General features: G+C 68.1%; 10 protein-coding genes. 4 read left to right on the forward strand and 6 right to left on the reverse strand.

Annotated features, from left to right (window positions below; genetic code table 11):
* Entirely contained in the window at positions 1 to 1,263 is a 1,263-nt protein-coding gene (locus tag D457_RS0106370) for an endonuclease/exonuclease/phosphatase family protein (RefSeq protein WP_017579812.1), read from the reverse strand.
* Positions 1,264 to 1,399: 136 nt separating this feature from the next.
* Between D457_RS0106370 and D457_RS0106375 the strand changes: the two genes are divergently transcribed.
* The 3 genes from D457_RS0106375 to D457_RS0106385 all read left to right on the forward strand — a co-directional run bounded on the left by D457_RS0106375 (position 1,400) and on the right by D457_RS0106385 (position 7,328).
* The gene (locus D457_RS0106375) at positions 1,400 to 2,275 is read left to right on the forward strand and encodes a hypothetical protein (RefSeq protein ID WP_017579813.1); all 876 of its coding nucleotides are present in this window, start codon (positions 1,400 to 1,402) and stop codon (positions 2,273 to 2,275) included.
* A 447-nt stretch (positions 2,276 to 2,722) separates the two neighbouring features.
* Positions 2,723 to 6,283, forward strand: a complete 3,561-nt coding sequence (gene dnaE, locus D457_RS0106380; protein WP_017579814.1) for a DNA polymerase III subunit alpha — start codon at positions 2,723 to 2,725, stop codon at positions 6,281 to 6,283.
* A gap of 181 nt (positions 6,284 to 6,464) precedes the next feature.
* Positions 6,465 to 7,328 (forward strand): PadR family transcriptional regulator, encoded by an 864-nt coding sequence (locus tag D457_RS0106385; RefSeq protein WP_026116394.1) that lies wholly within the window; start codon positions 6,465 to 6,467, stop codon positions 7,326 to 7,328.
* Between the two features lie 903 nt (positions 7,329 to 8,231).
* Here the strand turns inward: D457_RS0106385 and D457_RS0106390 are convergent.
* Entirely contained in the window at positions 8,232 to 8,765 is a 534-nt protein-coding gene (locus tag D457_RS0106390; RefSeq protein WP_017579816.1) for a DinB family protein, read from the reverse strand.
* A gap of 79 nt (positions 8,766 to 8,844) precedes the next feature.
* On the opposite strand from D457_RS0106390, the gene D457_RS0106395 reads away from it, so the two are divergent.
* Entirely contained in the window at positions 8,845 to 9,624 is a 780-nt protein-coding gene (locus D457_RS0106395) for a hypothetical protein (protein WP_017579817.1), read from the forward strand.
* Between the two features lie 9 nt (positions 9,625 to 9,633).
* Here the strand turns inward: D457_RS0106395 and D457_RS0106400 are convergent, their stop codons facing one another.
* The 4 genes from D457_RS0106400 to D457_RS0106415 form a co-directional block, all read right to left on the reverse strand.
* Entirely contained in the window at positions 9,634 to 11,502 is a 1,869-nt protein-coding gene (locus tag D457_RS0106400) for an AMP-dependent synthetase/ligase (RefSeq protein WP_017579818.1), read from the reverse strand.
* Positions 11,503 to 11,649: 147 nt separating this feature from the next.
* Positions 11,650 to 12,132, reverse strand: coding sequence for a Cys-tRNA(Pro) deacylase (gene ybaK / locus D457_RS0106405; RefSeq protein WP_193374450.1), 483 nt, complete (start codon positions 12,130 to 12,132; stop codon positions 11,650 to 11,652).
* Between the two features lie 146 nt (positions 12,133 to 12,278).
* Entirely contained in the window at positions 12,279 to 13,061 is a 783-nt protein-coding gene (locus D457_RS0106410) for an LON peptidase substrate-binding domain-containing protein (RefSeq protein ID WP_017579820.1), read from the reverse strand.
* Positions 13,062 to 13,198: 137 nt separating this feature from the next.
* Complete coding sequence (locus D457_RS0106415) at positions 13,199 to 13,759, reverse strand: ferritin (protein ID WP_017579821.1); 561 nt, start codon at positions 13,757 to 13,759, stop codon at positions 13,199 to 13,201.
* Positions 13,760 to 13,928 lie beyond the last annotated feature (169 nt).

The raw sequence follows: 13,928 nt of genomic DNA on the forward strand, positions 1-13,928 counted from the left end.
CTACGGTCGCACCACGTCCACCCACACCAGGCGGTGGTCCGAGCTGGGGAAGGGGTAGTCCCCGGTCAGCCGGAACAGCGGGTCGTCCACGGTCGGCCAGAACACCCCCGAGCCGCGGGCGGGCAGTGACCGGGACGGTAGGACGTAGTCCACGCGGAGGTTGCCCGGGCCGGGCTCGTCGGCGAAGTCGGCGCTGTCCAGCCTCGGGTCTCCCTCGTGTTCGTCGTTGGCGCCGCCCTGGCGCTGGGCCGCACTGAGTCCGCCCTGGCTGGAGGGGCGCACGTCCACGATGTCGCGGTGTTCGAGTAGTTGGGTCATCGCCTCGGGGTGCCCGTCCCCGTCGTTGGGGTCGGCGTTGAGGTCACCCGCGATCACGAACGGAGAGCCGGGGGCGAGGCCGCCAGCATCACCCTGGTCGTCGTAGATGTAGGAACCGGCCCGAGGGGTCACGTAGTCGGCCCAGAACCGGATCTCGTCGTGGTTGCGCGCCACGTTGCGCTTCTCCGGGCCATCGAAGGCGGGGGGAGTCGGGTGGCTGGCCAGCAGGTGTACGGGGCGGCCGCGTCCGGTATCGATCGGGATGTCCCAGTGGCTCTTGGAGGACAGCCGCAGCACCTCCAGGGCCTCCTCGGAGTAGTACGGCTCGCCGGTCTCGGGGTCGGTGGGCAGCAGCGCACCGGGCATGTCGGCCCACAGGAAGTTCTGGAAGGTCCGTACCTGGTCGGTGACGATCGGGTACTGCGAGTACACGACCATCCCGTACTGGCCGGGGAAGATCCCGTAGCCGAAGGCGTCCCCGGCGTACTCGGGGGTGCCCGGCTCGGTCACCGCCTCACCGTCGCCGTTCAGGTCCACACCCGAGGCCACCCCGGTGTTGACCGGCGCGGAGTACACGTACGGGTACTCGATGGGTTCGGCACCGTTCTGCGCGATGGAGAGGTAGTTGTCCTGGAAGAGCTGGGCGCCCGCGCCCGTCTCGTCGTAGTCGAACTCGTTGACCAGCAGGACGTCGGGGCGCACGTGCTGGATGATCTCGGCGACGTTGCGGGCCTGCTCGCTGTCGGGGGTGGCCAGTTCCTCGGCTAGGGCACCCTGCTCCGGGCGCTCCAGGGCGGTGTTGAAGGTCGAGAAGCGCACCTCGTGCGCGCCCGGTGGAGTGGGGACCGACGGCGACTCCGCGGCGGAGGAGGGCAGCGCGGTCAGGGCGGAGGCGGCCAGCACGAGGGTGGCGGTGGAGGCGATACGGCGGGGCCTGTTGGTCACGGAAGGTGGTCCTCTCAGCGGGGGTTCGCGCGCCGGAGCGTAACAGGCGAGCGTGTCCGAACGGTGTACCTCCGCCGTCCGAACAACACCGAAAATCCCTTGGCGGGCCCCTCCCGCCTTGTTTGACTGGCTTGTTATGGCACACAAGGAACCCAACCTCCCCTTCCGCTGGGACATCTCCGGCGGTGACCGGACCGGCTCCCTCACCGATGGAATTGACTACGAACCCGATTACGTCGATGCCCTCGCCGAGTGCGCGGCCAAGGTCCTGGCCCGCAGCGCCGACGGCGACCTGTACTTCGTGGGGCGTTCCCCCGACAGCGTGTACGACCTGCTCAGTGGGGTGCTCGCCGACACAGACCACCGGGAGCGGCTGCACCGCCTGCCGCTGTCCCTCTACGGCTTCGACGGCGAGGACGTGACCCCCGACGAACGCGCCCAGCTGCGCACCAACCTCACCGCCTCCGGGATCAGCCCCCGGAGCCTGGCCGCCCGCGAACGCCCCGTGGTCTTCGCGGACCTGGTCATGCACGGTTCCACCTTCGGCAACCTGCACCGTGAGCTGCGCGACTGGATCGACGACGAACGGGTGTCCTGGAACCTCATCCGCCGCAGGCTCCGCTACCTCGGCATCACCGTGCGGAAGAAGACCAGCCCCAACACCTGGCGCTGGCAGCAACACGCGGAGTGGACGAGCGACCTGCAGCCCAGCGCCGTGCGCAACGTCTCCATCGACCGATTCCTCTGGGGGCACCTGGGCAACTCCCAGCCCAAGACCGAGCACTCCTTCCGGCGCTCCTGCTGGTCCGACCCCTCCGTCACCCGCCCGCGCCACGACGAGAAGGCCCGCCAGGGGCTCGCCGAGGCCCTGAGTTTCCACGCCCACGGCCGCACCCGCCGAGTCCGCTCCCTTGTCCACCGAACCCTGACCGCTGAACCCGCCTTCCGCGAACCCTGGCTCCGTACCCTCGCCCACAACCTCCGTACCTCCGGCGGAACCTCCCAACCCTGACCCAAAGGCGCAAGACTCTCCCCAGTCCGGGTCAGGCCAGCTTGGACTCTCCGCACCTGTCGGTGCGGCAGTTGAGTTCCCGGCGTTGTATGCGCTTCCTCGGGTTCCCCCGTTTCCCGCCGCCATCAAGCGGCGGGAAACGGGGGAACCAACGCAGGGAGCCCGGCAGCGGCATCACACAGGGTTCTGCCAGTCTCTGGTCACTGGGACTGCTTTCCGTGCACGCAGGGTTGGACTCGCGTTGACATAAGTCAGTTGGTCTTGCCTGCGTCCCTGCGCCCCCGGAGTGATCTTTGGAACGATCGGGGCGGGCTGTGTCGTTCGGGTGTGGTTCGTTGCGCCGTTCGGGTCGGGTTGGTTGTCCACAGGCGGCTCCGAAAGTCATGGGGAAGTCGTAGGCTCAGGAGTCACCACCCTTCCGTCTACCCGCCTGGGGGCACCTGCGTCATGGCCGACTCCTTCGCTCATCTGCACGTCCACACCGAGTACTCGATGCTCGACGGGGCGGCGAAGTTGAAGCCCTTGTTCAAGGAGGCGGCGCGGCTGGAGATGCCGGCCGTGGCCATGACTGACCACGGCAACATGTTCGGGGCCTACGAGTTCTTCCAGCAGTCCAGGGGCTCGGGTGTGAAGCCCATCATCGGGATCGAGGCGTATGTCGCGCCGGAGTCGCGCTTCCACAAGAAGCGGGTTTTCTGGGGGCGTTCGAACACGTCGGACGACGCCTCGGCCGAGGGCGGCAAGGACATCTCCGGTGGCGGTCGCTACCTGCACATGACGATGCTCGCCCAGAACGCGCAGGGACTGCGGAACCTCTTCCGGATGTCTTCTCTGGCTTCGTCCGAGGGCTACTACATGAAGCCCCGGATGGACCTGGAGCTCATGCAGCAGTACAACGAGGGCGTCATCGTCTCCACCGGTTGCCCCTCCGGCGGCGTGCAGACGCGTCTGCGCCTGGGCCAGGAGAAGGAGGCGATCGAGTACGCCGCGGGGCTCCAGGACATCTTCGGCAAGGAGAACGTCTTCCTGGAGCTGATGGACCACGGTGTGCCGATCGAGAAGGAGGTCCGTGACGGACTGCTCAAGGTCGGCCGGGAGCTGAGCATTCCGCCGCTGGTCACCAACGACTCGCACTACGTGTACGAGTCGCAGGCCGCGGCGCACGATGCTCTGTTGGCCGTGGGTGTCGGTAAGAACCTGGACGACCCCACCCGGTTCCGGTTCAACGGTTCGGGCTACTACCTCAAGACCGCGGACGAGATGCGCGGGTTGCTCAACTTCGAGGAGTGGGAGCAGGGCTGTAAGAACACCCTGCTCATCGCGGAGCGGATCGCGCCCGATGCCTACAACGAGGTCTTCGCGCACCGGGACCTGATGCCGGAGTTCCCCATTCCGGAGGGGGAGACGCAGGCCTCCTGGCTGGCCAAAGAGGTCGAGCGGCTACTGCCGACGCGGTACCCGGACGGGACGAGTGACGAGGTCCGCCGACGGGTGGAGTTCGAGCTCGGCATCATCAACGAGATGGGCTTCCCCGCCTACTTCCTTGTGACCGCCGACATCTGCCAGTACGCGCGCAAGGCGGGTATCGCGCTGGGCCCGGGCCGTGGTTCGGCGGCGGGGTCGATGATCGCCTACGTCCTGGGCATCACCGACCTGGACCCGCTGGAGCACGGTCTGCTGTTCGAGCGGTTCCTCAACCCCGAACGTGTGTCCATGCCCGATGTCGACCTCGACTTCGACGAGCGTAGGCGCGGCGAGATGATCGAGTACGTCACCCGCCTGTACGGCGAGGAGCGGGTGGCGCAGATCCTCACCTTCGGCACCATCAAGGCCAAGGCTGCGGTGAAGGACTCGGCGCGAATTCTGGGCATGCCGTACTCGGTCGGCGACCAGATCACCAAGGCCTTCCCGGCGGCGGTCGGCGGTAAGGAGATCCCGCTCGACGCGGTGTTCAACACCGAGAACGAGCGCTACGGCGAGACCACCGAGCTGCGCAACCTGGTCGACAACGACCCCCAGGTCAACAAGGTCATGGAGACCGCGCGCGGTATCGAGGGCCTGACCCGCGGCACCGGTGTGCACGCCGCGGGCGTCATCCTGTCCAAGGAACCCCTGCTCGACGTCATCCCGCTGCACAAGCGTGACTCCGACGGCGCGATCATCACTGGCTTTCCCTATCCTCAGTGCGAGGAGATGGGTCTGCTCAAGATGGACTTCCTGGGCCTGCGCAACCTGACGATCATGGATGACGCGGTCAAGAGCATCAAGGAGGCCGAGGGGACCGACATCGATCTCGCGAAGCTCCCCCTGGATGACAAGAAGACCTACCAGCTGCTCTCCCGGGGCGACACCCTGGGCGTGTTCCAGCTGGACGGCGGCGCGATGCGCAACCTGCTCAAGCGGATGGAGCCGAAGAAGTTCGGTGACATCGCGGCCGTTCTGTCGCTGTACCGCCCCGGTCCGATGGCGGCCAACGCGCACAACGACTACGCCGACCGCTCGAACGGCCGCCAGGAAGTGACCCCGATCCACCCGGATCTCAAGGACGCCCTTGAGCCGATCCTCGGTGAGACCTTCCACCTGCTCGTCTACCAGGAGCAGATCATGGCCATCGCCCAGCAGCTGGCCGGTTACACGCTGGGCGGCGCCGACCTGATGCGGCGCGCGATGGGCAAGAAGAAGAAGGAGGCCCTGGAAGAGGAGGAGGCCAAGTTCTTCCCCGGTGCGAAGAAGCGCGGTTTCTCCCAGGAGGCCATCCAGGCCCTGTGGGACGTCATGCTCCCGTTCGCGGGCTACGCGTTCAACAAGTCGCACGCCGCGGGCTACGCGCTGGTCTCCTACTGGACCGCCTACCTCAAGGCCAACTACCCGGCCGCCTACATGGCCGCGCTGCTGACCTCGGTCAGTGACGACAAGGACAAGATGGCGGTCTACCTGGCCGAGTGCCGGACCCAGGGAATCAAGGTGCTGCCGCCCGACGTCAACGAGTCCGGTCTGCGCTTCACCCCGGTCGGCAAGGACATCCGCTTCGGTATGGGCGCGGTGCGCAACGTCGGCGCCAACGTGGTGAACTCGATCGTCAAGACCCGCACGGAGAAGGGCAACTACACCTCCTTCACCGATTTCCTCTCCAAGATCGAGCTGGCCGCCTGCAACAAGCGGGTGATCGAGTCGCTGATCAAGGCGGGCGGGTTCGACTCGCTGGGCCAGCCCCGGCGGGAGCTCTACCGCCACCACGAGACCGCGGTCGAGGGCATGATCAGCTCGAAGAAACAGGAGGCCCACGGCCAGTTCGACCTGTTCGGCGGCGGGGACGACGACAGCGACTCCACCCCCATCGGGCTGAACATCCAGTGGGGTGACGAGGAGTGGGACCGCAAGACCAAGCTGGCCTTCGAACGGGAGATGCTGGGCCTGTACGTGTCCAGTCACCCGCTGGCCGGCGCCGAGCGGGTGCTGGCCCGTTCCAGGGACACCTCGATCGCGCAGATCGTCGCCGGTGACCTGGCCCGCGAGCGCGGGGAGGTGCGCATCGCCGGGCTGATCTCCAAGGTCGACAAGCGCACCAACAAGGCGGGAAACCAGTGGGCCATCGCCACGGTGGAGGACCTGGACGCCTCCATGGAGGTGCTGTTCTTTCCCAAGACCTATCCGCTGTACGTGGACGCCCTGCTGGAGGACACCGCGGTCACGGTCAAGGGCCGGCTCAACGACCGGGACGGCACGTACTCGATGTTCACGTCGGAGATGTCGATCCTGGACATCTCGCACATCACCGAGGGCGAACCGCCTGTGCTGCTCTCGGTGGCGGAGGAGCGTCTGAACCCCGAGCTCGTCGATGACCTGCGCCAGGTGCTGAGCTCGCACAAGGGTGACACCCCGGTGCGGATCCGGGTGGACAACCCGGTGCGCTCCCGGATCTACGCGGTGGACTACTCGGTGCGGATCTCGCCGGAGTTCAACGGTGAGATGAAGAGCCTGCTGGGGGCGTACTCGGTCGACTACTGAACCCGGGTCTCACCTATCTGAACAGCGAGAATCCCCGTGTGCGACACCGCACACGGGGATTTTTCCGTCTTCGCTCTTGTCGAGGTTGAGTTAAAGATATATCTTTGAGCTATCGTTTCACGGAATGACAGTCGTGAACGGTCGAGTTTGCTCGGCGACGATCGACATCAAGGAGAACGACATGACCGCGATGGCACTTCCCGGCCCCTGGTCCTGGGGCGGACAGCGCACAGGGCTCCCCCAACTGCCCTGGACTTGGCGGCCCACCGAAACCCCGCACGCGCACCACGGCCCGCGACACGGGCACGACGAATGCGGTGAACACGGCGAACACCGCGGCCCGAGGCGGGACGGCTTCGGCCCCCCGCCACCCCCGCCGGGACCTCCCGGATCACCGCCCCCGCCGCCTCCGTGGCAGGGCGGCGACGGACCCTTCGGGCCGGGCGGACCGTTCGGCCCCGGCGGGCCGATGGGCCCCGGCGGACCCTTCGGCCCTGGTGGCCTCTTCGGAGGCGGGCACGGACGAGGCGGAGGCCGCCGCGGCACCCGAGCCCGGCGCGGTGACGTGCGCACCGGGATCCTCATGCTGCTGGCCGAGGAAGCGCGTAGCGGCTACGAGATCATCCGCGAGGGCCGCGAGCGCAGCGGCGGGGCCTGGCGCCCCAGCCCCGGCTCCGTCTACCCCATGCTCCAGCAGCTGGAGGACGAGGGCCTGGTTGCCCAGATCGAGGGGGAGGGGCGCCGCCGCCCCTACCAGCTCACCGACGAGGGCATCGCCTACCTTGAGGAGAACGGCGCCGACCTCACCCCGCCGTGGGAGGCGGGCGCGGACGCCTACGCCGACGCCAGGTCCCGCTACGAGGAGATCAGCACCCTGGCCTACCAGCTCTCGGCCGCCGCGTCCCAGGTCGCCCAGGCCGGGACCCCTGAGCAGCTGGAGCGGGCCAAGCGCCTGCTGGCCGAGACCAAGCGGGGGCTCTACCTGATCCTCGCCGACGAGGGCACCGAGGACAGCGCCTCCGATGACCCCGATGACGAGGACTGACGACGAGCGCTGACGGCGAGGACCAGCGGCGCCGAGGACGGCTGACAACGAAGAACGTGTCGCGGCCGGTCATGCACCTCGACGAAAAGCAGCAGCAAAGGCGGCAGTCTCCCCAGGCCCGCGCGCATCGGGTCGCGTGTCGCGGCCGGTCATGCGTGCCGGCGAACACCACCAGCGGCCCGCCAGGCCCCCGGGCCCGGTTTCGGCCCTCTTTTCAAAGATGATCTTGCTACCAGAAGCAAGTTCAGCGCCGAACTTGCTTCTGGTAGCAAGATCACCGGGGATGAGGGGGTTTCGGAAGCAGCGGACAGCCCCAGACGCAGGTTACGGACACCTTGGCTTTCCCAGGGCCAACACCACAGAGCTGAACCCCACCCTCGCCACCGGGTGTCCGATGGCACGCATGACCGGCCGCGACACGCGACCCGATGCGCGCAGGGCTGGGGAGACCGGGGCCTTCGCTGCCGCTTTTCCGTCCGGGCGAGTGACCGGCCGCGACACGCGACCCGATCCGCTCCGGAGTGGGGAGGACACCGGCCGAAGGCCGCGCAGTTGCCGTTGCCGTTGGCCCCCTTTGGGGGCCCGTTGGCCACCCCGGACCACTCCTGCCCCGTTTCCCGATAGCCGCCAACCGCCGTCGCAGCGAAGCGGGTCAAGGTGGAGCGCCCCGATCCGGCGAAGCCACGACGGCGACGACCTTGACGCGCGCAGCGCAGACGGCAACCATCAAGCGGCGGGAAACGGGGGAACCCCAACCCGAACCGCAACCAGAAACACAGGCCCCAGCCCCAGGCCGCGACCAGAACCCACTCCGGAATGAACCAGCAGCATCCGGTACGCACCCCGTCCCGGGCCCTCGTGCTCCGGTGAGCCCGTGCTTGGCCAGTCCTGTGTCTGACCGAACTACTCGCCGGTGGCGCCGTCCGCCAGCTCCCGGAGGACGTCCAGGTGCCCGTTGTGCCGCGCGGTCTCCTCGACCATGTGCATGAGCACCCAGCGCAGCGTCACCCGCCCGCGCTCGGTCAGGACCCGGCGGGAGGAGTTGCCCAGCTCCAGGTGGGAGGTGATCTCCCGGGAGCGTTCGCACTGGGCGGCGTACTCGGCGAGGAGCTCGTCCAGGGGGCGCTGCGCCCCGATCCTGAACTCCGCGTCGGGGTCCTCGACCGAATAGGGCGCGACGTCGGGTTGGTTGAGCATCACGACCTCGAACCAGAAAGCCTCCACCCAGCGCAGATGGGACACGATCCCGCCGATGGTGGACATCGGTGACGACGGCAGCGGCGCGGACGAGGACAGTTCGGCGGCCAGTCCGGCGCATTTCCGGTGCACCGTGGCCCGGTGCCAGTCCAGCCACGCCAGAAGCATCGTGCGCTCGTCGGCGGCCGTGGGAGGATCGACACGCTCGGACACGGTCAGGGAAGTGCTCTTCTCGCTCATGGCGGTATTCTCCTTCGGGCCATGTCCGGTATCCACTGGTTCTCGGCAGGTCCGGACGGTGAAGAAGGAGGAGCGGCTGATGGCGGAACAGAGCGGCACGGGTGCGTCGGGGCTGGGGCGCGGCCTTGCCGTGGGCGCGGCCTTCTTCGGGGGTGTGGCCCTGCTGGGAGCCCTGCTGGGCCCGTTGTGGTGGTGGCTCGCGCCGCGCCCGGAGGTGGTGGTCCTGCCGGACGGCGGGGTCTTCACCGGGGCCTCGGAGACCGTCTTCGCCGGTGAGGGCTACTTCGTGCTGATCACCGCGCTGGCCGGACTGGTCACCGGTTACGCCACCTACATGCTCCAGTTTTCGCTGGCCCGGCGGCGCTTCCAGGACCTACGCTTGGTCGGTCTGGTCGCGGGCGCGCTGGGTTCGGTCGCGGCGTCCTTGCTGGTGTGGCGGATCGGTGTCGCCCTGGACGGTCCGGCCCGGGAGCTGGTCCTGGCGGCGGAGACCGGTGACACGGTCATCGGGGCCCTGCAGCTCCAGGCCACCGCTTTCCTGGTCGCCTGGCCCTTCGTGCACATCCTCCAGTACGGGTTGCTGGACGCCTTCAGCCTGCTGCGCGGTGACCAGCCCGGTGTCCCTGAACCGGTCCGGGCCGACCTCCACGCGGGCGCCGAGTGGACCCCGGGCACCCAGGCCCCGAACTCCGAAGTCCCGAACCCCCAGGCGCAGGCCCCCGGCACGCCGGTGAACGGTGCCTCCGCCCCGCACGGATCCGCTCCCCGCAACACAACGGCGACCCCCGCCCCGGAAGGGCAGGGGCCGCCGATGGCAGCGGAGGGAGACCGCTCCGGGCCGGAGGGGCCGCGGAGCTGATCCCGCCCCTCACAAGGACTGGATGGAGCCCTTGTACATTTCGTCGAGCTGCTCGCGGTACCGCTCCTCGACGGCCCTGCGGCGCATCTTCAGGCTCGGCGTGATCTCGCCCTGCTCCACCGTCAGCTCACTCGGCAGGATGGTGAAGTCCTTGACGGTCTCGTGCCGGGGCAGGTCCTTGTTGAGCTCGTCGATCGCCTCCTGGACCATCGCCCGGACCTTCGGTTCCTTGGTCAGCCCCACGTAGTTGAGCGCGCCCAGCCCGTTGGCCTCGGCCCACACCTCGATCGCCTCGGGGTCCAGGGTCACCAGCGCCACGCAGTACGGCCGGCGGTCTCCGTGCACCACCAGGTTGCCGACGTAGGGGCACAGGGACTTGAACCGACTCTCGATGCTCTGCGGCGCCACGTACTTGCCGCTGGCGGTCTTGATCAGCTCCTTCTTGCGGTCGGTGATCCGCAGCCGGCCGTTCTCCAGGACACCGATGTCGCCGGTGGCGAACCAGCCGTCCTCGGTGAGCACGGCCTCGGTGGCGCCGGACAGGTTGTGGTAGCCGCGCATGATGCTGCCGCCGCGCAGCAGGACCTCGCCGTCCTCGGCGATCCGGACCTCGGTGCCCGGAAGGGGAAGCCCGACGCTGCCGAAGCGCACGTCGCCGGGCCGGTTGAGAAAGGCGCCCGCGGAGGTCTCGGTCAGGCCGTAGCCCTCCAGGATGGTGATCCCGGCGCCGTAGAAGAACCGGCCGATCTCTGGGGCCAGCGGAGCGCTGCCGGAGACGAAGAACTTCAGGCGGTCGCCGAAGCGGGCGCGCAGCTTGCTGAACACCAGCTTGTCGGCGAGCTTGTGCTGGACGCCCAGAGCACCGCTGGGCTCCTTACCGTCCTCCTTGAGCCGGGCGACCTTGTCACCCACGCCCACGGCCCACTTGAAGATCTTGTACTTGGCCCCGCCGCCCTCCTTGGCCTGCATGACGACCTTGTTGAACACCTTCTCAAAGATGCGCGGGGCCGCGGCCATGAAGGTCGGCCGCACGACGGCCAGGTTGTCCACGATCTTGTCGACGCGGCCGTCGATGGCGGTCAGGAAGCCCAACCGCAACTGGGCGACCTGCATGACCTTGCCGAAACTGTGCGCCAGCGGCAGCCACAGGTACTGCACGTCGTCCGCGTCCAGCATCTCCCAGCCCTGGGCGCGCATCTCGTCGCCCATGACCTTGAGCGCCTCGGCCTCGTAGAGCCAGTTGGCATGGTCCAGGCGCACGCCCTTGGGACGGCCGGTGGTGCCGGAGGTGTAGATGAGCGTGGCCAGGTGCTCGGACTTGACCGAGGCGACCAGCTCGTCGAACAGCTCCGGCTTCTCGGCGTGCACCTCGGCGCCGAGGGCGGCCAGGCCCTCCAAGCCGATGACCCAGTCGTCATCGCCTCCGGCCGCGCCCTCGAAGGTGATGACCTTGGAGAGCCCCGGCATGGCGCCGCGCTGGTCGATCAGCTTGGCGACCTGCTCGTCGTTCTCGGCGAAGGCCACCATGCTGCCGGAGTCAGAGACGATGTAGGCGCAGTCCGGCGGGGTGGAGGTGGGGTAGATCGTGGTGGAGGCACCGCCCGCGCACAGGATCGCGAGGTCAGCCAGCACCCACTCGATGCGGGTACTGGAGGCGATGGCGCAGCGAGCCTGGGAGGTCACGCCCAGGGAGTGCAGGCCCAGCGCCAGGTCGCGGACGCGGTCACGGGTCTGGTTCCAGGTGAGGGTCTCCCACTTCTCGCTGCCACCGGTAGAGGAAGGGATCGGGTAGGTGAACGCCTCCCGCTCGCCGGATTCGGCGACGCGGGAAGCGAACATGTCGGGGACGGACCGATAGGGGGATGAAGTGTTGCCCATGTCACAAAACTACCCCTGGGTAGGGGGGTCGGCAACACTCCGTGGGCGAATGTGTGGAGGTCCACCGTCACCTGTGGCCCAGAGGACTCCGGATCGGGGGAGGGGGCGACCGGATCTTTCGCTGGACCCGGCGGGCCGGCCCCCGGCTCAGTTCACGCCGATGGGGGCGGTGACCGCCTCGGTCAGCGCGATCAGGTCCTTGGGGGTCAGCTCCATCTGCAGGCCCCGGCGCCCGGCGGAGACGTAGACCGAACGCAGCCCCGAGACCGAGGAGTCGATCACTGTCCGCAGTCGCTTGCGCTGCCCCAGCGGACTGATGCCGCCGCGCACGTAACCGGTGATCTTCTCGGCCCGCGCCGGGTCGGCCATGACCGCGCGCTTGCCGCCGACCGCCGCCGCCAGCGCCTTGAGGTCGAGTGAGGTGCTGACCGGGACCACCCCGACGGTGAACACGCCGTCCACCTCGGCCACCAGGGTCTTGAACACCTGCTCGTGGGCGACCCCGATGGCGTCGGCGGCGTCGGTCCCGTAGGAGTGGCCGTCACCGCTGTCCAGCTCGTAGGGGTGCAGGGTGTAGGTGGTCTTGGTCCGGCCGGCGGCCACGGTCGCCGGCGTGGCTTTTCCACTCATGGATTCCTGGGCTTTCCGCTTCGGGGTCTGTCGATCCTCCGGGCAGGCTACTCCTCCTGCCGGGGCGGAGGCCCCCAGGTGAGGCGACACGCCCTGCTCCTGAACCCTCGCCCGCGGAGCCGTGCCCCGCCGTCCGCACGAGCGCCCTAGTTGAAGGACACCCCGTTGTTGAGGAAGGGCCCTGCCGGCAGGTTGGGCAGGTCAGGGGCGGCCACGATGCGGTTCTCCCGGCGCAGGAAGCGCGCGGCCACCGCAAGCCGGGTCGCGGCGTTCTCGGCCTCCAGCAGCCGTTGCTTCTCCGCCGAGTCCAGTACGACCGAGACCGACACCGAGTACGACAGGGCGATCGGGTCGCGGGGCAGGTCGGCCGAGACCTCGGATGCCATCCCGATCGAGGCCAGCCGCTGCTGGTACACCTCGTAAAGATCGCGCACCCGCTCGGCGTGTTCCTTGGCGTCGGGGCCCATTGGCTCCGGCAACAGGGCCACCGAGGCGGTGGAGTAGTCGTCGGGGGAGGAGCGGTCGACATCGTCCAGGTCGGTGATGGTGAACCGGGTCCCGCCCTCGATCACCAGGTCGTAGCGGCCGTCCTCGTAGGTGCGCACGTCACGCACGACAGCTGTGCAGCCGACGGCGCTGACCAGGGGCAGTGAGGGGTGGGAGCTCGAACCCGCGGTGTTGGGCACCCCGGTGTCCGCACCGCCCGCGCCCTGCCCGGACTCACTGGCCACCTCGTGGCCCAGTTCGATCCACACGACGCCGAACCGGGCGGGGCCGCGTTCCCGGCTGCCCGCCTCGCCTCCGGCCAGGGTCGGCCCGAGCAGTTCCGAGACCAGCCGACGGTACCTCTGCTCGAAGACGTGGAGAGGGATCGTCATGCCGGGGAACAACACGGTGTTGAGCGGGAAGATCGGCAGTGCCTCTGGCATGGTTCCAGTATGCCCGCCGCGCCCGGGAGCTCGCTCGTCGGAGCTCCCGGGCGCGGCGGATGAAGCGTTCGGACGGTCGGCTGGGAGACCGTCGGGGTGTCAGGACGCGTTAGGCGGCGTCAGGACTACCGAAGGCGTCAGGACACCGGGGGGCCAGCGGTGCCGGGCGCGCCCTGGCTGCCGTTGTCCTCGCTGGGCATGTCGCGGGCCACGAAGGTCTCCACGTCGAACAGGTTGCCGTTGGAGCGGTCCACGACGTTGAGCAGGGTCGACATCTTGGCGACCTCCTCCACCTGCTCCTGGATGAACCACTGGAGGAACTGCTCACCGGTGTAGTCGTCCTCGTCACGGGCGACCTTGGCCAGACGCAGGAACTGATCGCTTACCTGTCGCTCCTGGCGCAGGGCCAGGGCGACCAGGTCGCGGGCGACGGCGAAATCGGTCTCGATCTCGTCCACGCCCGGAAGAGCGAACGTCACGTCCATGTCGAGCAGGTAGCGCACGATCATCATCGCGTGGTCGCGCTCCTCGAGCGACTGCTCGTAGAAGACTCGGGCCAGCTGCGGCAGGTCCTGGTCGTCGAACCAGGCCGCGATCGCCACGTACTGGTGCGAGGCCGTGAACTCGTGCCGCACCTGGTCAACCAGGAGGCGGTGGAACTTGGAAAGGCTGCTATCGCTGGTCTTGTTCGAAGTCATGTCACTACAATAACGTATTCAAAAGCGTTATGCGAATCCCGAGAAAAGGCATCTGAATTTGTTAGGCAAGCCTTTCTTTGGCTGGATTAGGTTAGGTGTCCCAAACTTAGGTGAAGCTAATTTCGCGCATTTGCGGGGGAGTGTTCGCGCATGTCCACCGAAGCGGGGT

The organism is Nocardiopsis valliformis DSM 45023, assembly GCF_000340985.1.
GTDB lineage: Bacteria > Actinomycetota > Actinomycetes > Streptosporangiales > Streptosporangiaceae > Nocardiopsis > Nocardiopsis exhalans.